14 protein-coding genes, 1 pseudogene and 1 riboswitch are annotated in these 21,392 nt (G+C 68.5%); of the genes and pseudogenes, 9 read left to right on the top strand and 6 right to left on the bottom strand.

The features are described 5' to 3' along the window. Nucleotides 1-20 precede the first annotated feature (20 nt). From CURTO8I2_RS01460 to CURTO8I2_RS01450, 3 genes and pseudogenes are all read right to left on the bottom strand, one after another. Nucleotides 21-2,252 (bottom strand): TonB-dependent hemoglobin/transferrin/lactoferrin family receptor, encoded by a 2,232-nt coding sequence (locus tag CURTO8I2_RS01460; RefSeq protein WP_201295456.1) that lies wholly within the window; start codon nt 2,250-2,252, stop codon nt 21-23. Nucleotides 2,253-2,393: 141 nt separating this feature from the next. Beyond that, nucleotides 2,394-2,498, bottom strand: a pseudogene (hemP, locus tag CURTO8I2_RS15385) (hemin uptake protein HemP); the annotation flags it as partial. Nucleotides 2,499-2,906: 408 nt separating this feature from the next. After that, nucleotides 2,907-3,878 carry an aldo/keto reductase gene (locus CURTO8I2_RS01450; RefSeq protein WP_159678065.1) on the bottom strand — a complete coding sequence of 324 codons (972 nt, stop codon included), beginning with the start codon at nt 3,876-3,878 and terminating at the stop codon, nt 2,907-2,909. Between the two features lie 96 nt (nt 3,879-3,974). On the opposite strand from CURTO8I2_RS01450, the gene CURTO8I2_RS01445 reads away from it, so the two are divergent. The 4 genes from CURTO8I2_RS01445 (at nt 3,975) to dusB (ending at nt 8,583) form a co-directional block, all read left to right on the top strand. Then, a complete protein-coding gene (locus CURTO8I2_RS01445) occupies nt 3,975-5,108 on the top strand; it encodes a GGDEF domain-containing protein (protein WP_159678064.1) in 1,134 nt (377 codons plus the stop codon). A 92-nt stretch (nt 5,109-5,200) separates the two neighbouring features. After that, nucleotides 5,201-6,499, top strand: coding sequence for a nucleoside transporter C-terminal domain-containing protein (locus CURTO8I2_RS01440; protein WP_159678062.1), 1,299 nt, complete (start codon nt 5,201-5,203; stop codon nt 6,497-6,499). Between the two features lie 48 nt (nt 6,500-6,547). After that, nucleotides 6,548-7,498 carry a ribokinase gene (locus CURTO8I2_RS01435; protein ID WP_159678060.1) on the top strand — a complete coding sequence of 317 codons (951 nt, stop codon included), beginning with the start codon at nt 6,548-6,550 and terminating at the stop codon, nt 7,496-7,498. A 53-nt stretch (nt 7,499-7,551) separates the two neighbouring features. Beyond that, the gene (gene dusB / locus CURTO8I2_RS01430) at nt 7,552-8,583 is read left to right on the top strand and encodes a tRNA dihydrouridine synthase DusB (RefSeq protein WP_159678059.1); all 1,032 of its coding nucleotides are present in this window, start codon (nt 7,552-7,554) and stop codon (nt 8,581-8,583) included. A 73-nt stretch (nt 8,584-8,656) separates the two neighbouring features. On the opposite strand, the gene CURTO8I2_RS01425 is transcribed toward dusB, so the two are convergent. Beyond that, entirely contained in the window at nt 8,657-9,706 is a 1,050-nt protein-coding gene (locus CURTO8I2_RS01425) for a metal-dependent hydrolase (protein ID WP_159678057.1), read from the bottom strand. Between the two features lie 155 nt (nt 9,707-9,861). Between CURTO8I2_RS01425 and metK the strand changes: the two genes are divergently transcribed. The 4 genes from metK to CURTO8I2_RS01405 all read left to right on the top strand — a co-directional run bounded on the left by metK (nt 9,862) and on the right by CURTO8I2_RS01405 (nt 14,466). Beyond that, nucleotides 9,862-11,073, top strand: a complete 1,212-nt coding sequence (gene metK / locus CURTO8I2_RS01420) for a methionine adenosyltransferase (protein ID WP_159678055.1) — start codon at nt 9,862-9,864, stop codon at nt 11,071-11,073. 178 nt (nt 11,074-11,251) lie between these two features. Then, complete coding sequence (locus CURTO8I2_RS01415; protein ID WP_159678054.1) at nt 11,252-12,664, top strand: circularly permuted type 2 ATP-grasp protein; 1,413 nt, start codon at nt 11,252-11,254, stop codon at nt 12,662-12,664. A gap of 4 nt (nt 12,665-12,668) precedes the next feature. Continuing rightward, nucleotides 12,669-13,676 carry an alpha-E domain-containing protein gene (locus CURTO8I2_RS01410; protein WP_159678052.1) on the top strand — a complete coding sequence of 336 codons (1,008 nt, stop codon included), beginning with the start codon at nt 12,669-12,671 and terminating at the stop codon, nt 13,674-13,676. 58 nt (nt 13,677-13,734) lie between these two features. After that, on the top strand, nt 13,735-14,466 hold the full coding sequence (locus CURTO8I2_RS01405; protein WP_159678050.1) for a peptidase: 732 nt from the start codon (nt 13,735-13,737) through the stop codon (nt 14,464-14,466). Between the two features lie 305 nt (nt 14,467-14,771). Here CURTO8I2_RS01405 and CURTO8I2_RS01400 read toward each other — a convergent pair whose 3' ends face one another. Both CURTO8I2_RS01400 and CURTO8I2_RS01395 read right to left on the bottom strand, forming a co-directional pair. Next, entirely contained in the window at nt 14,772-17,282 is a 2,511-nt protein-coding gene (locus CURTO8I2_RS01400) for a prolyl oligopeptidase family serine peptidase (protein WP_159678049.1), read from the bottom strand. A gap of 474 nt (nt 17,283-17,756) precedes the next feature. Beyond that, nucleotides 17,757-19,478 (bottom strand): LysM domain-containing protein, encoded by a 1,722-nt coding sequence (locus tag CURTO8I2_RS01395; protein WP_159678047.1) that lies wholly within the window; start codon nt 19,476-19,478, stop codon nt 17,757-17,759. A 213-nt stretch (nt 19,479-19,691) separates the two neighbouring features. Next, nucleotides 19,692-19,768: riboswitch (S-adenosyl-L-homocysteine riboswitch) on the top strand. A gap of 36 nt (nt 19,769-19,804) precedes the next feature. On the opposite strand from CURTO8I2_RS01395, the gene ahcY reads away from it, so the two are divergent. Continuing rightward, nucleotides 19,805-21,253, top strand: coding sequence for an adenosylhomocysteinase (gene ahcY / locus CURTO8I2_RS01390; RefSeq protein ID WP_159678046.1), 1,449 nt, complete (start codon nt 19,805-19,807; stop codon nt 21,251-21,253). The last annotated feature ends 139 nt before the right edge of the window (nt 21,254-21,392 follow it).

Raw genomic sequence — 21,392 nt, 5'->3', positions numbered from 1 at the left:
CATCGAGGCAGCGCTCACGGTCAGAAATCGATCGACAGGCTGACCGCGACGTGGCGGCCCGGTGCGGTGTAGCGGTCGAGCGTGCTGCTGCCCGCGGCGACCAGCGGCACCAGCCCCGCCTGCCAGACCTTGCGGTCGGCGAGATTCAGCACGCCGGCGTCGAGGCGCGTGCCCGGCGCGACAATCCAGTGCGCATAGAGATCGAGTACGGCGTGACCGGGGCTTTCGAAGTAGGTGCTGCCGGCCGGCGCCGTCGGCAGCCGGTCGCGACGGCCGACGAAGCGGCCCGCGAGTTCGGCGCCCCAAGATCTCTGGCCGAACGCGACGCCGAGGGTCGCGGTCAGCGGATCCACGCTCGCCAGCGCCTCGCCGGTGGTCCGGTCCTCGCCACGCGACCACGCGGCCGCGCCGCGCAGCGACCAGCCCGCGAACGCAGGCGCGACGCTGTCGAAATACACGCCACCCTTGAACTCGACGCCGCGGATGCGCGCATCGGCGATGTTCTGCGACTGGTAGACCATCAGCCCCGACACAGGATCGATGCCGGTGTAACGCGTCGATTCGATGAAGTCGTCGTACTGCGTGTCGTAGGTGCTCAGACTGGCGTACGCGGCGTCGCTGGAATACCGCAGGCCCAGCTCCAGACCATCGCTGGTTTCCGACTTCAGATCCGGATTCGGGATCGCGGTGTAGCCGAACTGGAAATTGGTGAAGCCGATGTTGACGTCGTTGTAGGGTGGCGCGCGGAAGCCGCGGGCGTAGCCGCCGTAGAGCGACCACGCTTCGGCGAACGTCCACACGAAGCCGAGCTTCGGTGACACGCTGGTCTCGTTGAGGTCGGCGACCTGCGTGGCCGGATTGTCCTCGCGGAAGATCGCGTCGACTTCGGGTGTCAGCCGGTAGTGGTCGACGCGTACCGCCGGCACGAGCCGGAACGCGCCATCGGCGAATGCGATCTCGTCCTGCACGTACAGCGACGCCTTGGTGGTGTCGCTGATCGGGAAGTCGCGCACCGGAAAGGTGTCTGGCGACATCACGTGGGTGACCACGCCGGTGTCCAAGAAGATCCGGCGGCCATCACGCTTCTGTTTCGTTTCGGTGCGCTCGATGTCGAGGCCGTAGGCGAGCGCGTGCGCGACACGGCCGGTCTCGAGCGTCTTGCGCGCATTCGCCTGCAGGCCAACGCTGCGCTGGTCGAAGTGGAACGCGCGTTCGCGCTGGTCGCGGATCGTCGCGGCGCCCGACGGCACGCGACGCACTTCCACGCTGTCCTGCCGGGTGCGGCTGTCCTGGCGGTAGACCTGCCAGTCGACGCTGTCGGCCAGCGCCGACGACAGGCCGTCGAGTTCATGACCGAAGGTGATGCGCGCGCGCGACTGGTGGTCGTCGCCGAGGACCTGCGTGTTGGTCGCGCGGGTCAGGCTCTGGAAGCCGTACGCGCTCAGCACGTCGGTCTCCACGTCATCCTCGTTCCCTTCGACCGTCAGCTTGAAGCGCTGAATCTCGCCGGGCGCGAACACCAGCTTGCCGAGCACGCTGCGACCGTTCGACGACTGCGGGTTGGCCTGCGTGCGGGCGGCACCTTCACCGCCGATCCCGCCCATGGTCTCGAGTGCCTTGCCCTGGCGATGGCTGATCGCGACCAGGCCCGACCACCGCTCTCCACCGAAGGCGGCGGTCGCGCCGGCGAACAGACCATCGTTCGCGCCGTCGAAACCGATCTTGGTGCCGACGTGCGCCGTGTCGCCGGCGCGCAGATAGTCGGACGGATCCTTCGTCACGAACGACACCACGCCGCCGAGCGCGTCGGAGCCGTACAGCGAGCTCGTGGGCCCGCGCACCACTTCGACGCGCTTGAGCGTGTCCAGGTCGACGACGTTGCGGTTGGCGCTGGAGAAGCTGCCGATCGCGAACGCATCCGGCACTGCGATGCCGTCGGTCTGGATGCGCACGCGATTGCCGCCCAGACCGCGGATGCGGATGTCATTGAGTCCGAAGCGGCCGAAGCTTCTGCCGACGGTGATGCCCGGCTCGTAGCGGAACAGATCGGCGATGTCGCGCACCAGCAAGGCATCCATGCGCGCGCGGTCGATCACGTCGACGGTATTGGGCACGTCGCTGATCGCGCGCTCGGTGCGGGTGGCGGTGACGACGATCTGGTCCAGATCGCGCGGCGCGCCTTCAGGCGCGGCGAGGACGGCAGTGGACGGCAGGCACAGGGCCAGGGCGACGGACAGCAGGCTGGGACGCATGGGCGCTCGCGAAAAGTGGAGATCGGCGAGCTGGCGGGCGCGGAACGGATCGCGCGGGCGGGCGGCCTCTGGAGAGAGGGAGGGCGACACGGCGCGTTGCGCGCTCGATCCGTCGGGACCGGGCGGCGGCGCGCAATACGATTACTTGGTCAGGATCAGCTTGTCGTTGCGGGTGTGGCGCAGGCGGTAGATCTCGTTGCCGTGGCGGATGCGCAGTTCGCGCTGGCCGCGCAGCAATTGCACGCTGTCGAACTCGACGACGTCGGGCGTGCGGGTCAGGGGATGCACGTTGCCGGCATCGCGGGCGTCGCGGGAAACGGCTGCATCCTGTATCGGGGAGACGCGCATGTCGGGATCCTCCGGAAGGGATCTCCGATGATAGTGATTCTCATTCTCCAGTCAAGCGAGAGTGTCGCTCGGAGATGCCGACCGGCACGTGCCGGCCGGAACGGCAGGCGAACGCTCAAAGGGAGACAGACCATCTCGAGCAGTTCAAGCGCTGCGGCGGGATGCGCACGCGGGCTTAGATTCCTGCGTCCATGGGCGCCGACGGTTCGCCCCACCCAGAGCTCCCCGGCTCTCGGCACAGCGCCGCGAGCCCGCCGCCCTTTCAGATGCGGGAATACTCAGTCCGACGCGTCCGGCGATGGGCACTTACCCCGTGACCGCCTCCACCCGCCGCCATACGTTCTCGTCGAAGCGCTCGAGCAGATCGAGCGCCTGCAGGTTCTCGAGCAGTTGCGACACCCGGCTCGCACCCAGCAACACGGTGGAGACGTGGGGATTGGTCAGACACCAGGCGATCGCCAGGGGCCCCGGCGCGACGCCCAGCTCGGCGGCGAGCGCCGTGAAGCGCCCTGCCCGACCGGTGCGGTCCGACGTCGCATCGCCGAGCACACTGCCCTGCAGCCATTCGAGCTGAGGCTGCGCGAGACGGCTGTCGGCCGGCACGCCGTCGGCGTATTTGCCCGTCAGCAGGCCGGAAGCCAGCGGCGACCAGATCGTCGTGCCGAGTCCGAGTTCCGCATAGAGAGGCGCGTATTCCAGCTCCACGCGTTCGCGGCGCAACAGGTTGTATTCGGGCTGCTCCATCGTCGGGCCGTGCAGGTGGTGCGCACGCGCGATCTGCGCGGCTTCGCGGATCAGCGCCGCCGGCCATTCGGACGTGCCCCAGTACAGCACCTTGCCCTGGCGGATCAGCGCATCCATCGCCCACACCGTTTCGGCGACCGGAGTCTCGGGATCGGGCCGGTGGCAGAAGTACAGATCGAGATGGTCCACGCGCAGGCGCCTGAGCGCCGCGTCGCAGGCGTCGCGCACGTGCTTGCGCGACAGGCCCCGCTGGGTAGGCCGCGGATCGGCCGCCGCGCCGAAGAACACCTTGCTCGACACGCAATAACCGTCGCGTGGCAGGCGCAGATCGGCGATGACGTCGCCCATGACCTGTTCGGCCGCGCCGTTGGCATAGCCTTCGGCGTTGTCGAAGAAGTTGACTCCGTAGTCCCATGCGGCCGCGACCAGGTTGCGCGCTTCGCTGCGGCCGATCTGGCCGCCGAAGGTGACCCAGGCGCCGAACGACAACGCGGACAGCTGCAGGCCGGACGAACCGAGGCGGCGGTACTGCATGGGAACTCCTGGAGCGGTCGGAAAGCGGAAGTATGCCCGCCGTCCACCGGCGACCGCCCGCGCTATGCTGCCGCAGCTGCCACAGGGACCGTCTCGATGCGCGCACCGCAACGCACCCGGCAGGGCGTCGTCGCCACGTTGTTCGGCCGCGCCGACGAAGTGATGCTCGAACTCGGCGCCGGCGGCGAACTGATGGTGGCGCGCGTGCGCGCCGCACTCGCCCTGTTGACCCTGCTGTTGCCGCTGATCGCCGCGGGCGGCGGCCACGGTACGCGGACGGTCGTGGTGGGGCTGGCGCTGGCGGTCTTCGCCAATCTGATGGCGCAGGTCTGGCTGACGCTCGCGCGGCGCCAGCGCCGGCATGCCTGGCTCCCGTATGCGACCGGCAGCTACGACGTCAGCATGACCACGCTGGTGCTGGCCCTGCTGGCCACCCGCGAGCCGGCCGCCGCCCTCAACAGCGTGGTGGTGTGGAACTTCTACATGCTGGCGATCGCGCTCACCGCGCTGCGCAACGACGGGCGCCTGGCGCTCTACGTCGGGGGCCTGGCGGTCGCGCAGTACGCGGCGCTGGCGATCGCCCTGATGGCCGGCGGCGACGAGGCGCACCCGACGTCGCTGGGCTACGGCGTGGCGTCGGTGAGCGGACAGGTCGAACGGCTGCTGCTGCTGGCGATGATGACGGTGATCGCCTGCGCCATCGTCTATCGCATGCAGCGCCTGGTGGACCTGTCGGGTCGCGACGGCCTGACCGGCCTGCCCAACCGCGCCTGGCTGCTGCAGCACGCACCGCGGCAGCTCGCCGACTCGCGTCGCGAGGGCCGCTCGCTGACGCTGGGACTGCTCGATCTCGACGGCTTCCGCCGGATCAATGCCGATGCCGGGCCGCGTGCCGGCGACCGCGCGATCCGCGCCGTGGCGCAGCGGCTGCAGACGCTGCTGGAGGACGACGAGTCCCTGTCGCGGATCGGCGGCCAGGAATTCGTGCTGCTGTTGCGCTGTCCCGCCGGCAGCGCCTGGGAGCGACTCGACCGCCTGCGACGCGACATGGCGGGGGACCCGCTCGCGGTCGACCGCGACGGCCGCGCCCTGCCGGTGTGCTTCAGCGCCGGACTGGCTGCGTTCCCGCACGATGGCGGCGACGTCTCGGCCCTGCTCGGTGTCGCCGACCGCCGCCTGCAGCAGGCCAAGCGCGCCGGCCGCAACCGTGTCGAAGCCCGCGACGCCTGAACGACGGCGTGTTCACGGGCGCTGTGGTTGCCCGGGCCGCCCCGCTGCACTAGGCTGCGCGACTCGACGAAGGGCCCGGGGGCCACGCGACCATGGATTTCCTGCTGCGGGCCGGCTTCGGCCTGTTTGGTCTTGCTGTGCTGATCGGCATCACGTGGCTGTTCTCCAACAACCGGCGTGCGGTGGACTGGCGCCTCGTCGGGATGGGTCTGCTGCTGCAGGTCGTCATCGCGTGCGTCGTGCTGCTGACCCCCTGGGGGGCGAGCGTGTTCGACACGCTGTCGGGCGGCTTCGTCAGGCTGCTCGGGTTCACCACCGAGGGCGCGCGCTTCATCTTCGGCGACTTCAGCGATGCCGGTAAGTTCGGCTTCGTGTTCGCGTTCCAGGTGCTGCCGACGATCATCTTCTTCGCCAGCTTCATGAGCGTCCTCTATCACATGGGCGTGATGCAGAAGATCGTCCAGGGCATGGCCTGGGTGATCACCAAGGCCATGCGCGTGTCCGGCGCGGAAACGCTGTCGGTCTGCGCGAACGCGTTCATCGGCCAGACCGAGGCGCCGCTGGTCGTGCGTCCCTACATCGCCGGCATGACGATGTCCGAACTGCTGACCCTGATGGTCGGCGGCATGGCGACGATCGCCGGCGGCGTGCTCGGCGCCTACGTGCTGCTGCTGGGCGGCAATGACCCCGTGCAGCAGGCCGTGTACGCCAAGCACCTGATCACGGCCAGCGTCATGGCGGCGCCGGCCACACTGGTTATCGCCAAGATCCTGATTCCGGAAACCGCCGCGCCGCAGACCCTGGGCGCCGTGCGCGTGCACGTGGAGAAGACCACGGCCAACGTCATCGACGCCGCTGCCGCCGGCGCTGCCGACGGCCTGAAGCTCGCATTGAACGTTGGCGCGATGCTGCTGGCCTTCATCGCGCTGATCGCGCTGCTCAACGCGCCGCTGGTGTGGATGGGCGAAGTGACCGGGCTGCAGACGCTGCTCGGCCGTCCGACCGACCTGTCCGCCCTGCTGGGCTGGACGCTGGCGCCGCTGGCCTGGCTGATCGGCGTGCCCTGGGAAGACGCCGCCACCGTCGGCGGCCTGATCGGCACCAAGGTGGTACTCAACGAATTCGTGGCGTACATGCAGCTGGGCGAGATCCTGCAGGGCAACGTGGCCGGCGTGACGCTGGGGCCGCAAGGCGCCCTGATCGCGACGTACGCGCTGTGCGGCTTCGCCAACTTCAGCTCGATCGCGATCCAGATCGGCGGCATCGGCGGCATCGCCCCCGAGCGCCGTGCCGACCTGGCGCGCCTGGGCCTGCGCGCGGTACTGGGCGGCTCGATCGCCACCATGATGACGGCGACGATTGCCGGCGTGCTCTCGGCGGCGCAGTGGTGAATCCGATGCGGGTCCGCAGCGCCGAATCGATGCGACGCGGGGTGTGACGTGAGTCATGTCGTCGTCGTCGGGTCGTTCAATGTCGACCATGTCTGGAACTGCGCCACGCTGCCACGCCGTGGCGAGACGCTGAGCGGCCGCTATCACACCGGCCCCGGCGGCAAGGGCTTCAACCAGGCCGTCGCGGCCGCACGCGCGGGCGCCGACACGGGCTTCCTGTGCGCGCTGGGCAACGACGACGGGGGCCGCCAGGCGCGTGCGCTGGCCGAAGCGGACGGCATCGAACTGCGCGTGCACGACAGTGCGCAGCCCACCGGCACCGCCGGCATCTATGTCGACGAGGCCGGCCACAACACCATCGTCATCGGCGCCGGCGCCAACGCCGACCTCAGCGTCGCGTGGCTGGGCCGCCAGGCCCCCGCGCTCGCCGGCGCGCGCGTGCTGCTGTCGCAGCTCGAATCGCCGCTCGACAGCGTGCTCGAGGCGATGCGCCTGGCGCGCGCCGCCGGCACGATCACGATGCTCAACCCTGCCCCGGCCAATGCGGAGTGTCTGCGCGAACTGCTGGCTGCGGCCGACATCCTCACCCCGAACGAAACCGAGTTCGCGGCGTTGCTGGAGCGCCACACCAGCCACCGCATCGACAGCGACGCGATCGCCGGCACACCGGACGCGCAGCTGCACCGCCTGTGCCGCACCCTGCTGCCACGCGGCACCGTGGTGATCACGCTCGGCGCGGCCGGCGCATTCGTCTCGCACCGCGAAGACCTGTTGCGCGGCGACGATGCCCCGTTCTATCGCGTGGCCGCCGACAAGGTGGAGCCCGTCGACACCACCGGCGCGGGCGATGCGTTCAACGGCGCACTGGCCGCGGCCTATGCCGCCGCGCACGCGCACCCGTTCGCCGGACACGTCCGGTTCGCCAACCGCTATGCCGGCCTGTCGACCGAGCATGTGGGCGCGGCACTGGCAATGCCGCGGCTCGCCGTCGGCGACTGAACCCAGATTCGCGGCAGCCGGCCGGCCGTGCGCCGATCGGCGACAATGGCGCCATGCAGATCGGGCCCTACCGCATCGAACCGAACGTGGTCCTGGCGCCGATGGCCGGGGTCACCGACAAGCCGTTCCGGCAGCTGTGCAAGCGGCTGGGCGCGGGTCTGGCGATGTCGGAGATGACGATCAGCGATCCGCGTTTCTGGCAGACCGAGAAATCGCTGCGGCGCATGGACCACGACGGCGAACCCGCGCCGGTCGGCGTGCAGATCGCCGGCACCGAGCCGGCGATGCTGGCCGACGCCGCGCGCTACAACGTCGACCACGGCGCGCAGATCATCGACATCAACATGGGCTGCCCGGCGAAGAAGGTCTGCAACGCCTGGGCCGGCTCGGCACTGATGCAGGACGAGGGCCTGGTCGCGCGCATCCTCGATGCCGTGGTGCGCGCGGTCGACGTACCGGTGACGTTGAAGATCCGCACCGGCTGGTGCGCCGAGCACCGCAACGCGCCCACCATCGCGCGCATCGCGCAGGATGCCGGCATTGCCGCGCTCGCCGTGCACGGCCGCACGCGCGACCAGCATTACACCGGCACTGCCGAATACGACACGATCGCCGCGATCAAGGCCGCGCTGTCGATTCCGGTGCTCGCCAATGGCGACATCGATTCGCCGGAGAAGGCGCTGGCCGTGCTCCGCCACACCGGCGTCGACGCGGTGATGGTCGGCCGCGCCGCGCAGGGCCGGCCGTGGATCTTCCGCGAGATCGCGCACTTTCTTGCGACCGGCACGCATCTGGCGCCGCCGACACTGACCGAAATCCGCGACATCCTGCTCGGCCATCTCGAAGCGCTGCATGCGTTCTACGGCGAGACCTCCGGCGTGCGCATCGCACGCAAGCATCTGGGCTGGTACGCCAAGGACCGGCCCGAGAACGCGGCCTTCCGCAGCGTGGTCAACCGCGCCGAGACCGCCGACGCGCAACTCGCACTGACCCGCGACTACTTCGACGCGCTGGTCGCCGGCGACCTCCGGCCCACGCGTCCGTCGTCCGCAGGATTCGTAGAGCGCGGCGAAACCCATCGATAGCGTTCCGGCATTGCCGGCTTCCAATACGAATCGGGTGATCGGTTGCGCTGCGCTCGACCCATCCTGCGAAGCGTCAAGGACTGCCGACCGCCCCGCCCATTTCGAGACCCGGCGTCGCCGGCTCGTGCCAGATGCGCGCCCAGGTCGCGTGCCACGTCTCCGCGATGTCGCGCCTCATCTCCGCCTGCACCGGCGGGATCGATCGCCAGCCATTGCCCGCACGCTGGGCCACGTCGAAACGGAAGAAATAGTCGGGTTCATTGCCCATGCGCAGATCGCTGAGCTGGAGGGTGTCGTCGACCACCGCCGCGCCCATGAAACCGTGGTTGAACCACGCGAGTCGTTGCACCGCAGGCAGGCCTGCGTTCTCGCGCAGTGCGGCGACATCCGAGGTGTACGCAGTGAACTGCATCGGGCCACGATCTGCCGCCAATGAGCGGAAACCTTCGACATAGCCGTCGTCGGTCATCGCGACCACGCGCCACAGCACGGTGTTGACGGGCATCGGCACCGAGAACCGCGGTGCATCACCCAGGCCCATCGCGACCAGCGCGCGATCGGCTTCGCGGTTCACCAGTGTCTTGGCCACCAGCGACCAGCCCAGATACGCCGTGCTCAGCACGAGCCCGGCGGCGATCAGCCGGCCGGCGACTGGGCGCGGACCGGCGAACGCGGCGACGAGCACGCCAATCATCAACCAGACCGTATAGAGCGGATCGATGATGAAAACGCTCGACCACATCGCCGGCGGCGGCGTCAGCGGCCACCACAGCTGTGTGCCGTAGACGGTGAACGCATCGAGCAGCGGATGCGTGACCAGTGCCAGCGCGATCGCCCAGAACCAGCGCACCGGCGATGCCGCGACCCGGCCGTTGCCGAACCGCTTGAACAGCCACCAGATCGCGGCGGCCACCAGCGGCAGCACCAGCAGCGAGTGCGTGAGCCCCCGGTGCAGCGTCATGCGCAGCACCGGATCGTCGGTCATCAATGCGATCGGCACGCCGTCGAGATCCGGCAGGGTGCCGAGCGCGGCGCCGGCCACCAGCGCGGCGCGCCGATGGGCGGCCGGCACGATGGCGGCGGCGACCGATGCGCCGAGGACGATCTGGGTCAGGGAATCCATCCGTCGATGCTAGCAGTCGGCCCTGCAACGACGACACGCGCGGCGGTGGCGCGCTTAACCGCACCGCAATCCGCCGCAGGGCACAATGCAATTCCACGGCCGGCGCTGTATCATTTCGGCCCATCTTTTCATCCGAATATAGGGATATAGGCCCGATGTCCAGCTATCTCTTCACTTCCGAGTCGGTCTCCGAAGGCCACCCGGACAAGATCGCCGACCAGATTTCCGACGCCGTCCTCGACGCGATTCTCGCGCAGGACAAGCGCGCGCGCGTGGCCTGCGAAACGCTGGTCAAGACGGGCGTGGCGATCGTCGCCGGCGAAGTCACGACCAGTGCCTGGATCGATCTGGAAGCGCTGACCCGCAAGGTGATCCTCGACATCGGCTACAACAGCTCCGACGTCGGTTTCGACGGCGAGACCTGTGGCGTGCTGAACCTGATCGGCAAGCAGTCGCCCGACATCAACCAGGGCGTGGACCGCAAGAATCCCGAGCAGCAGGGCGCCGGCGACCAGGGCCTGATGTTCGGCTACGCGACCAACGAGACCGACAGCTTCATGCCGGCCGCGATCCATCTGTCGCATCGCCTCGTCGAGCGCCAGGCGCAGATCCGCAAGAAGAAGAATTCCAATCTCTCGTGGCTGCGCCCCGACGCGAAGTCGCAGGTCACGCTGCGCTATGAAGACGGCCAGGCGACCGCGATCGATGCGGTGGTGCTGTCGACCCAGCATGATCCGGGCATCAAGCAGAAGGACCTCATCGAGGCCGTCCGCGAAGAGATCATCAAGCCCGTGCTGCCGGCCAAGTGGCTGCACAAGGGCACCAAGTTCCACATCAACCCGACCGGCAAGTTCATCATCGGCGGCCCCGTGGGCGACTGCGGCCTGACCGGCCGCAAGATCATCGTCGACACCTACGGCGGCTGGGCGCGCCACGGTGGCGGTGCGTTCTCGGGCAAGGATCCGTCGAAGGTCGACCGCTCGGCCGCCTACGCCGCGCGTTACGTCGCCAAGAACGTCGTCGCCGCCGGCCTCGCCGACCGTTGCGAAGTGCAGGTGTCCTACGCGATCGGCGTCGCCGAGCCGACCTCGATCTCGGTCACCACCTTCGGTACCGGCAAGATCCCGGACGAGAAGATCGAAAAGCTGATCCGCAAGCACTTCGACCTGCGCCCGTACGGCATCATCCAGATGCTGGATCTGATCCACCCGATGTACCAGCAGACGGCGGCCTACGGTCACTTCGGCCGCAAGCCGAAGGACTTCAGCTATACCGACGGTGCCGGCAAGTCGCACAGCGCGACGTCGTTCTCGTGGGAGAAGACCGATCGCGCCGATGCACTGCGCGCGGATGCGAAGTTGAAGTAAGCGATCCGATCGCGGCTCCGCCGCGACCGTGATCTCCCGGAACGGGCCGCGCAAGCGGCCCGTTTCGCATGCGGCGCAGGCGCGCCGCCATCACCCGTTGTGCATCGTCGAGTTCGCATGCTATCTGTGCAGTGCAGCACGGATCCGCCTGTGCACTGCCCACGGAGCCTGTCACCCGATGCCACCCAGCTACGACGAAATGCACGATGCCGACGGGCACGTCCGCCCGCACTATCGCGGTTTCGACGACTGGCTGCAGGCCACGCCCGAGGCGCAGGTGGCGCACAAGCGGCGCGAGGCGGAAATCTCCTTCCATCGTGTGGGCATCACGTTCTCGGTCTATGGCGAGGAGACGGGCAACGAACGCCTGATTCCGTTCGACATCGTGCCGCGCGTCCTGCCTGCCCAGGAATGGAAGATGCTCGAAGCCGGGCTGCGCCAGCGCGTGCACGCCCTGAACCTGTTCCTCGGCGACATCTACGGCGACCAGCGCATCCTGCGCGACGGACGCATTCCCACCGAACTGGTGCTCGACAACAGCGAGTACCGCAAGGAGATGCAGGGCCTCAAGGTCGCCTGCGACACCTATTCGCACGTGTCGGGCATCGACCTGGTGCGCGCCGGCGACGGCGAGTACTACGTGCTCGAGGACAATCTGCGGGTGGCCTCGGGCGTGTCGTACATGCTCGAGAACCGGCGGATGATGTCGCGGCTGCTGCCGGAAGTCTTCGCCCGCCAGCAGATCGCGCCCGTCGAACAGTATCCCGACGCCCTGTTCGAAGTGCTGCGCCAGTGCGCGCCCGCCAATGTCGACAATCCCGTGGTCGCGGTGCTGACGCCGGGCGCGGCCAATTCCGCTTATTTCGAGCACGCGTTCCTCGCCCAGCAGATGGGCGTGGAGCTGGTGGAGGGCGCGGACCTGTTCGTGCAGGGCGACATGGTCTACGCACAGACCACGCGCGGCGCGCAACGCGTCCACGTGATCTACCGCCGCATCAACGACGACTACCTCGACCCCACCGTGTTCCGCCCCGAATCGATGCTCGGCGTGCCGGGGCTGTTCGGCGCCTACCGCGCCGGCAACGTCACGCTGGCGAACGCGCCGGGCACCGGCGTGGGCGACGACAAGTCGGTGTATCCGTACGTACCGGAGATGATCCGCTACTACCTCAGCGAGGAGCCGATCCTGCACAACGTGCCGACCTGGCAGCTGCGCAACAAGGACGACCTCAAGTACACGCTCGAGCACCTGCCGGAACTGGTGGTCAAGGAAGTCCACGGCGCTGGCGGCTACGGCATGCTGGTCGGGCCGGCGTCGACGAAGGCGGAGATCGAGGAGTTCCGTGCGCGCATCCTCGCCGACCCCGGCAACTACATCGCGCAGCCGACCCTCTCCCTGTCGACCTGCCCCACCTATGTCGACAGCGGCCTCGCGCCGCGCCACATCGACCTGCGCCCCTACATCCTCAGCGGGCGGCGCATCCACGTGATACCCGGTGGCCTGACGCGGGTGGCGTTGCGCGAAGGCTCGCTGGTCGTGAACTCGTCGCAGGGTGGCGGAACCAAGGACACCTGGGTCATGGAGAGCTGATCGGATGTTGTGCCGCACCGCGAACGATCTCTACTGGGTGGCCCGCAACATGGAGCGCGCCGAGAACACCGCCCGTCTGCTCGACATGGCGCAGCGCATCGCGTTGCTGCCCGAGCGGCTGGACCGTGGCAAGGCCCAGGCCGCGCCCTGGCGTCGCGCACTCGACTCGTTGGGGTCCGCGCAGGAATTCCAGCAGACGCATGGCCGCATCGACGCGGCGAGTGTCGTGCAGCATCTGCTGCTCTCGCCGGACAATCCCGGCTCGATCTACAGCTGCCTGCGCGCCGCGCGCGAGAACGCCCGTGCGCAGCGCGTGGCGATCACCGCGGAGATGTACGAGGACCTCAACAGCTCGTGGCTGGAAATCCGCCGGTTCGACACTGCGCGGCTGCGCCAGGACGGGCTGAGCAGCGCGCTGGAGTGGGTCAAGACCCGCTCCGCCGCCTTCCGCGGCATCACCATCGGCACGCTCGGCCGCGGCGAGGGCTACCAGTTCCTGCAGATGGGCGCCTTCATCGAGCGCGCCGACTGGTCGATCCGCCTGCTCGACATGATCAGCAGCGACGAGGAACTGCCCGAGACCGGCGAGGCGCGCGACGCGACGCAGTACTTCCAGTGGAGCGCGCTGCTGCAGGCGCTGTCGGCGTTCGAGACCTATCGACGCCTGTACCGCGAATCGGTCAGCCCGGCCGGGGTCGCGTCGCTGATGCTGCTCAACAACGACAACCCGCGCTCGCTGCAGACCTGCGTCGGCGCGATCCATCAGATCCTGCAGCAGCTGTCGGGCGGCGAGTCGCTGGAAGTGGCGCGGCTGGCCGGTGCGCTCGCGGCACAGGCGCGTTATGCGCGCATCGACGAGATCATCGCCGGCGGCCTGGAACCCTGGCTGCAGGACACCATGGCGCGCCTGTCGAAGCTGGGCGACGAGATCCACCGGCAGTTCATGACCACCGGCGCGACGCCCGTCGCACCGCCGGTCCTGCGCCAGTCGCAGTGGCAGCGCACGTCCTGAGCTGTCACTGCCCGTCGTCGCGGGGCACAATGTCGGCTGCGCTGTACCGCGATACGACATGACCTACTGCATCGGACTGAACCTCGACGAGGGCCTCGTATTGGCCTCCGACTCACGCACCAACGCCGGCGTGGACCACATCCGCCGGGCCGGCAAGATGCGGGTCTTCAGCCAGGAAGGCGAGCGCGTGGTGGTCACGCTGTCGTCGGGCAACCTGTCGCTGACGCAGAACGTGCTCAATCTGCTCGAGCACCGCGCCCGCCACGAGCCCGAGCGCATCGGCATCCTCAACGCGGAGTCGATGTTCCAGGTGGCGCAGGTGGTCGGCGATGCGATGCGCGAGATCCGCGGTCGCGACGAAGCCTATCTGCGCGACGGCGGCATCGATCCGAGTGGCTCCTTCATCGTCGGCGGCCAGATCCGCGGCGAGGCGCCGCGTCTGTTCCTGGTGTACTCGGAAGGCAACTTCATCGAGAGCGCCGGCGAGACGCCGTTCTTCCAGACCGGCGAGATCAAGTTCGGCAAGCCGATCCTCGACCGCGTGATCAACTCGCACACCGATCTGGTCACGGCGACCAAGTGCGCGCTGGTGTCGTTCGATTCGACGATCCGCTCCAACCTGTCGGTCGGTCCGCCGATCGATCTGCTGGTCTACAGGCGTGACAGCCTGAAGATCGAGATCCAGCAGCGGTTCGAGGACGGCGACGCCTACCTGCAGTCGATCCGCAGTCACTGGAACGACGCCATGCGCCACGCGGTCGCGGACCTGCCGTCGCCGGAATGGGCGTGAGCTGAGCGGTCCGCCCGCGACGATCCGCACCACGTCGTGTGCCGGCTGATACGCGCTCCGGGTGACGGCGTCCGTGTGCTGCGCGCCCGCTGCCGGGCGAGGCACGCGCCGGGACCGAGGCGTCCGGTGGTCGGACGCGGTACTTCCACGGCAACGTCCGTCCACGCCTGACCCGCACCCGACGCGCTGCGCGCGTCGACCTATCTCGGAGGGAGCGGTGTGCACTCAAGGACCACGGGACCTCGCGCGACGCGAGGCCCGGGCCTGTTCCAGTCACGTCAGGCGTGACGCGCCCGCACCCGAGCTCAGCGCGCCGCGTCGTCCGCCGGACGATTCTTCACGTACCGGTCGAGCCAGGCATTGGTCTCGTAGAGCATGTGCAGGATCGATTCGCGCGCGCGGTAGCCGTGCGATTCCCTGGGCAGCATCACCAGACGCGCGTTGCCGCCCAGGCCCTTGATCGCAGCGAACATGCGCTCGCTCTGCATCGGGAACGTGCCGGAGTTGTTGTCCTCTTCGCCATGGATCAGCAGGAGCGGATCCTTGATGTCGCCGGCGTAATTGAACGGCGACATCTGCAGGTACGTCTCCTGCGCCTGCCAGTAGTTGCGCTCCTCGGCCTGGAAGCCGAACGGCGTCAGCGTGCGGTTGTAGGCGCCACTGCGGGCGATGCCGGCGGCGAACAGGCGCGAGTGCGCGAGCAGGTTGCCGGTCATGAAGGCGCCGTAGGAATGTCCGCCGATCGCGACCCGACGACGGTCCGCGACGCCGCGTCGCACCGCCTCGTCGATCGCGGCTTCGGCGCTCGCCACCAGCTGTTCGATATAGGTGTCGTTGGGTTCCGCAGTGCCCTCGCCGATGATCGGCATCGACACATCGGCGAACACCGCATAGCCCATCGCCAGGAACGCCTGCGGTCCCCAGTAACCGATCGCGTTGAAGCGGTGCGGCGAGTCGGTGACCTGGCTGGCGGCGTCGGCGGATTTGAACTCGCCCGGATACGCCCACATCAGCATCGGCAGCGGGCCGTCGCGCTTGGCGTCGTAACCGGCGGGCAGATACAGCGTGCCGGTGAGATCCACGCCGTCCTCGCGCTTGAAACGCACAAGCTCCTTCTGCACGTCGCGCAGCTGCGGCGTCGGATGTTCGAACGCAGTCAGCGGCACCGGCGCGGCTTCGGGCGCATCGAGCTGGCGCACGACGTAGTTCGCCGGCTCGGTCTGGGTTTCGCGCGAGGTCAGCAGGCGTGTCGCGTCGGCGTCGAGCACCGCGCTCGGCGACTCGTAGTACGGCGCCTGCGAATGGAACAGACGCGTGGTGCTGCCGTCGGCGAGGTTCTGCCGGTCCAGGAACGGACGGTCGCCCTCCTCGGACGCACCATCGCCGATGCGGTAGATGCTGGTGCCGTCGGAGGCGATCAGCAGGCGGCTGTTGCCGGTCGCGTCGGGCATCGTCACCGCCATGCCCGGATCCGCGTAGCGGTCCTCGTAGGACCCGTCGCGCACCATCACGGCGTCGCCGCCATCGGGCTGCAGGCGCCATTCGCGGATGCGCCGCGTCTTCCACCAGTATTCGGTCAGCAGCGCGAGATCGCCGCTGCCCCACTGGGTGCCGGCGTAGCGCATCGACAGTTCGGCCAGCACATGCGGCGTTGCGCGGAACGGCGCGGCCTGCATGTAGACGATGTCGCGCACCGCAACCTCGCGCGCGGGGTCGCCGCCGTCCTGCGCTTCCACCCATGCGAGCGTCGCCGGCGCGTCGCTGCGCCAAGCCACGGACCGCTTGCCGGTGGGCACCGCGTCGTTGCCGACCGGCAGGCCTTCGACCAGCGGCAATGTCGCGACGGTGTGCTGCACCTCGCCGTCCAGGCCGACGACTTCGATCCGCCGGGGAAAGCGCGTGTACGGCACCAGATACGAGAACGGTCGATCGATCTGCTGACGCAGGATATGGCGGCCATCCGGCGAGAGCGTTGCGCTGGTGGTCAGGCCCGGCGTCCCGACCGGGGACACCGTGCCGTCGAGCGCCACGCGCGCGAGCTGGCTGGTCATGTAGTGCGCGAACACGCGCGCGTCCTGCTCGCTGCGCAGCAGATCCTGATAGGTGCGCAGCTGCTGCACGGTGCCGCCGGCGCCGGTCTCCTGCACGTTCGGGCCTGCGGGAATGCCGTCGTCCGCGGGCACGGCGCCCTGCCCGTCGGGACGCAGGCGCACCAGCAGCCCGGCGCTGTCGGGCGTCCATTCGAAGCCGTTGCCGACTACCGCATTGAGCGGTTGCGCGAGCAGACGGCGCGCCTGGCGCGTGGCCACGTCGACGACCCACAGCTGCACCTCGCCGGCGCGCACGTCGACCTGGCTGAAGGCGATGTGGCGCTGGTCAGGCGACCACAGCAGCGACGCCAGCGACAGCGGTTCCGGCAGGCCTGCGATGCGCTGCTCGCCGCCGCCGTCGACCGGCTTGAGCCACAGATCCGTCACGTAGGACGCGCGGCTGGCCGAATAGGTCTTCGGATTGATGCGGATACCGCCGAGCTTGAGCTCGGGCTGCGACACCTCGGCGATGCCCGGCAGGGCCGGCGTCTGCAGGAACGCGACCAGATCGCGCTGCGGACTCAGCAACAGCCGCGGCGGACGCGGCGCATCGACGATCGCCTGCAGCGCTTCGGGCGGCAGCTGGTAGCCGGTTTCAGCGGACGTGGACGCATCCGCTGCGGACGCGCCCTGCGCGAACAGCGGTGCACCCCACGACAGCGTGGCGACGAGCAGCGTGGCGGAGACGACGACGGAAAGACGGCGACGGGCGATCGGGGAAGACATCGGCAGGCGATCCGGAAGCACACGGGTCGTCGAGCATAACCGCCGGGTCGGACGCAGCCGCCGCCTGCAGGACGGGACCGACGGGACTTGCGCCGCGGCGCGGCTTCCGTCAGGCGATGCGCGTGTTCCCGACGCTCAAAAAAAACGGGGCCGCCCGAAGGCGGCCCCCAAACCTGACATCCAGTCGATGCCAAACCGTGCAGCGGATGAGGGCGCGTCACCCTTCCCCAAGCACGTCGCGTTGGGTCTGGAAAGCCGCCAGCCGGTGTTGCGTGGCGCAGTGCCTGACTGGCCGTCAGGTCAAGCCGCGCGGCGCCGGCTGGCGGCTTTTCAGGCCCAACCCGGAGGGCCGTGTCTACGCGCGCCCCGGTCTGCGTCATCACTCGGTCGTGGACGGACGTCCACTTCCTCCCTCTTCCTTGTCCCGATCGCGCGTAGGCACGGCGCGGCCTGCTCGGGGATGGGTGACACGCCCTAGTGCACCTGCACATCCGCATCGATACGTGCATAGCTGTCGTTGGCGACGTTGCCGTCGGCGCCTGCGGAAATGGTCTGCAGACGCGCGGCGAAGCCGTAGGGATCGCCGCCCAGGTTGCGGGCCAGCGACACGGCGAAGTCCATCGTGTCGTTGACCGGATTGCCGCTGTAGTCCTCGACGAGCACGCGCAGATCGCTGTGCGCGCCGCCGATGCCCTGCCCGGCTTCGACCGTCGCGCGCGTCTGGCCGATCAGCGTTTCGAGCTGCGATTCGCTGAAGGTCAGCGTGACCGTTTCGCCGGCACCGACCGGACCACCGCCGTCGAATCCGCCGGTCAACGCCCAGTTCAGCAGATCGGCATTGGCCTGCTCTTCGCTGCCTTCGTTCTGGCCCAGGATGTTGCGCTCGAACCAGTTGTAGGACGGTCGATCGGTACTGAGTTCGAACGCATAGCTGCGCTCGCCCGGCAGTTCGTTGCCGGCGGCATCGAAGCGCTGCTCGATGGTCAGCGGCACGTTGCCGCCGTAGCTCAGATCGGTGGTCAGCGCGCGTGATCCGTCGGCGTATTCCACCTGCACGGAGCTGCCGAGATTGGCCTGGCCGCCGAGCGCGATGTTGAGCTGGTCGAAGCCGGCGCGCAGCTGGGTCTGCGACGAGTAATCGATGCGCGAGATCGTCGCGACGTTGTCGACGCCCGGCGTTGCGTGCGCGACCTGCCCGGTCGCGTTGAAGTGCGCATACGCGGCCTGGCCCTCGACGCTGGCGATGTCGAACTCGGCCGTCTGCAGCGTCGCGCCGTGCAACTGGTCTTCGCGGCCCGCCATGACCGACAGATCGCCGACGCGCAGACCGACGCCATTGAATGCATTGATCGTCTCGGTCGGTCCGGTGGTCACGCGCACGGTGTCGGCGTCCACGCGCTCGACGGTGTAGCTCACGCCGTCGGACGCTTTGATGTTGGTCTCGGTGCCGATCATGCGGAACGAGCCGGCGAGCGCGGTGTCGGTGAACGCGCTGCTGTCGAGGGTGACGCTGCCGCCGACCGGGATCGTCGTCGGATCGAATGGATTCACTGCAGCCGCCGCTTCGACGGTCTGGTCTTCGCCCGGCAGCGTGACCTTGTACGTGGACTCGAAACCGGTCGCGGCGCTGGCCTCGACCTCGGCCCCACCACGGCCGCCTGCGTTCGCTTCACCCGACACGCTGATCTGCGAACCGGTGGTCACCGAGAACGACGTCGTGCCGTCACCACGACTTTCCTGCACTTCGACCGAGGCTTCGCTGGCGACGCTGATCGATGCGCCACGGCTGCCAGCCGGCGCGCCTTCGGCGCGGTTGTTGCCGAGTTCGACCTCCTGCTCCGTGGTGAGCTTGACCGCCGTGCTGTCGGGCTGCCAGGTGATGCTGCCGTCGCCGGCCTTGGCGGAGACCTTGATGTCAGTGGTGGAATGGTTCGCACTGCCGCCGTCGATGTCGCCGCCGACGCTCATCGGGGAGGCGGGAATCTCGATCACATCGCCCGGCTGGATCGCATTGCCGCCCTGCGCGGTCGGCGAAACCAGCTGCGGGTTGGCCGCGTGGATCGCTTCGGGACTGACCATGTAGCGCTCGGCGAGCGTCGCGACGGTGTCGCCGGCGACCACGTTGTGCCGCGTGGGATCGGGCGTCGGAGTGGGCAGGGTCTGGGCAACCGAGCCGCCGCCATCGTGTACGTGCATGTTCACTTCCTTCGCTTCGTGCAGTTGCGGGACGCCGCGTGCGTGGCGCGGTCCGGACATGGTCTTGCATGCGGCTGCCGGCGACCTACTGGGGTAAACCCGAGGCGGGACCCGCAGCCTGAATTCCCGTTCATGCCAAGGGGTGCAGTCCGCGCCATGACCGCCGCCCGCAGCAGGCCTGCAGTCACCCGCGTGCGATAGAATGGGGCTCGCCTCGCCGAGGGGCGCTGCGACCGTGAACGTGTACGGCCAGGCTCGGCGCGGTGTCCTGTGAACGGCGCCCGTAATCGCGAATGCGCGTGGCGCATTCCACTACGGAGCACACCATGAACGCACAGCTGAAGACCTTCTCGACCGACGGCGACTACAAGATCGCCGACATCGGCCTCGCCGACTGGGGCCGCAAGGAAATCGACATCGCCGAGCACGAGATGCCGGGCCTGATGTCGATCCGCAACAAGCACGCCGCCACCCTGCCGCTCAAGGGCGTGCGCGTGACCGGTTCGCTGCACATGACGATCCAGACCGCGGTGCTGATCGAGACGCTGAAGGACATCGGCGCCGACGTGCGCTGGGCGTCCTGCAACATCTTCTCGACCCAGGACCACGCTGCCGCCGCGATCGCCGCCAGCGGCACGCCGGTGTTCGCCTGGAAGGGCGAGACGCTGGAGGAGTACTGGGACTGCACGCTGGAAGCGCTGAGCTTCCCCGACGGCAAGGGCGGCCTGATCGGCCCCGAGCTGGTCGTCGACGACGGCGGTGACGTCACCCTGCTGATCCACAAGGGTTACGAGCTGGAACAGGGCGACGAAAGCTGGGTCAACAGCACCGGCGGCAGCCACGAAGAGCAGGTCATCAAGGCGCTGCTCAAGCGCGTGCGCGGCGAGCGTCCGGACTTCTGGACCCGCACGGTCGCCGAGTGGAAGGGCGTGTCGGAAGAGACCACCACCGGCGTGCACCGCCTGTACCAGATCGCCGAGGCCGGCAAGCTGCTGGTGCCGGCGATCAACGTCAACGACTCGGTCACCAAGTCGAAGTTCGACAACCTCTACGGTTGCCGCGAGTCGCTGGCCGACGGCCTCAAGCGCGCGATGGACGTGATGCTGGCCGGCAAGGTCGCGGTCGTCTGCGGCTACGGCGACGTGGGCAAGGGCTCGGCGGCATCGCTGCGTGCCTACGGCGCCCGCGTCGTGGTCACCGAGATCGACCCGATCTGCGCGCTGCAGGCGGCGATGGAAGGCTTCGAAGTCACCACGATCGAGGAAACCCTCGGCCGCGGCGACATCTACGTCACCACCACCGGCAACAAGGACATCATCACCGTCGCGCACATGCAGGCGATGAAGGACCAGGCCATCGTCTGCAACATCGGCCACTTCGACAACGAGATCCAGGTCGATGCGCTCAACGCGCTGAAGGGCGTCGAGAAGATCAACATCAAGCCGCAGGTCGACAAGTACGTGTTCGGCAACGGCAATGCGATCTTCCTGCTGGCCGACGGCCGCCTGGTGAACCTGGGCTGCGCCACGGGCCACCCGAGCTTCGTGATGTCGAACTCGTTCGCCAACCAGACCCTCGCGCAGATCGACCTGTGGGAGAAGAAGGACACGTACGAGAAGAAGGTCTACATCCTGCCCAAGCATCTCGACGAGGAAGTCGCCCGCCTGCACCTCGAGAAGATCGGCGTGAAGCTGACCACGCTGTCCAAGGACCAGGCCGACTATCTCGGCGTCGCCGTCGAAGGCCCGTTCAAGCCGGACCACTACCGCTACTGATCGCCTCGGCGGTCACTGCGGCACGGAGAAGCGGGCGCCGGAAGGCGCCCGTTTTTTGTGGCGTGCCTGCAGGGTTCCGAGCGTCTGCTGCAGCTGCCGTCCCGATCCGCGCCCCACGATCACCGGCGCCGGCCACGGC

This window comes from Luteimonas sp. 9C (assembly GCF_902506295.1).
In the GTDB taxonomy this organism is placed as follows: domain Bacteria; phylum Pseudomonadota; class Gammaproteobacteria; order Xanthomonadales; family Xanthomonadaceae; genus Luteimonas.
Note: the sequence above shows the minus strand (reverse complement) of the source record. Positions and strands in the feature narration are given on the sequence as shown.

What these genes read in the sequence shown, in the direction of transcription:
- ahcY (WP_159678046.1), top strand. Translation starts at nt 19,805, where the DNA reads ATGAACGCACAGCTGAAGACCTTCTCGACCGACGGCGACTACAAGATC.
- metK (WP_159678055.1), top strand. Translation starts at nt 9,862, where the DNA reads ATGTCCAGCTATCTCTTCACTTCCGAGTCGGTCTCCGAAGGCCACCCG.
- CURTO8I2_RS01400 (WP_159678049.1), bottom strand. Translation starts at nt 17,282, where the DNA reads ATGTCTTCCCCGATCGCCCGTCGCCGTCTTTCCGTCGTCGTCTCCGCC.
- CURTO8I2_RS01425 (WP_159678057.1), bottom strand. Translation starts at nt 9,706, where the DNA reads ATGGATTCCCTGACCCAGATCGTCCTCGGCGCATCGGTCGCCGCCGCC.
- CURTO8I2_RS01450 (WP_159678065.1), bottom strand. Translation starts at nt 3,878, where the DNA reads ATGCAGTACCGCCGCCTCGGTTCGTCCGGCCTGCAGCTGTCCGCGTTG.
- CURTO8I2_RS01405 (WP_159678050.1), top strand. Translation starts at nt 13,735, where the DNA reads ATGACCTACTGCATCGGACTGAACCTCGACGAGGGCCTCGTATTGGCC.
- dusB (WP_159678059.1), top strand. Translation starts at nt 7,552, where the DNA reads ATGCAGATCGGGCCCTACCGCATCGAACCGAACGTGGTCCTGGCGCCG.
- CURTO8I2_RS01395 (WP_159678047.1), bottom strand. Translation starts at nt 19,478, where the DNA reads ATGCACGTACACGATGGCGGCGGCTCGGTTGCCCAGACCCTGCCCACT.
- CURTO8I2_RS01415 (WP_159678054.1), top strand. Translation starts at nt 11,252, where the DNA reads ATGCCACCCAGCTACGACGAAATGCACGATGCCGACGGGCACGTCCGC.
- CURTO8I2_RS01410 (WP_159678052.1), top strand. Translation starts at nt 12,669, where the DNA reads ATGTTGTGCCGCACCGCGAACGATCTCTACTGGGTGGCCCGCAACATG.
- CURTO8I2_RS01440 (WP_159678062.1), top strand. Translation starts at nt 5,201, where the DNA reads ATGGATTTCCTGCTGCGGGCCGGCTTCGGCCTGTTTGGTCTTGCTGTG.
- CURTO8I2_RS01460 (WP_201295456.1), bottom strand. Translation starts at nt 2,252, where the DNA reads ATGCGTCCCAGCCTGCTGTCCGTCGCCCTGGCCCTGTGCCTGCCGTCC.
- CURTO8I2_RS01445 (WP_159678064.1), top strand. Translation starts at nt 3,975, where the DNA reads ATGCGCGCACCGCAACGCACCCGGCAGGGCGTCGTCGCCACGTTGTTC.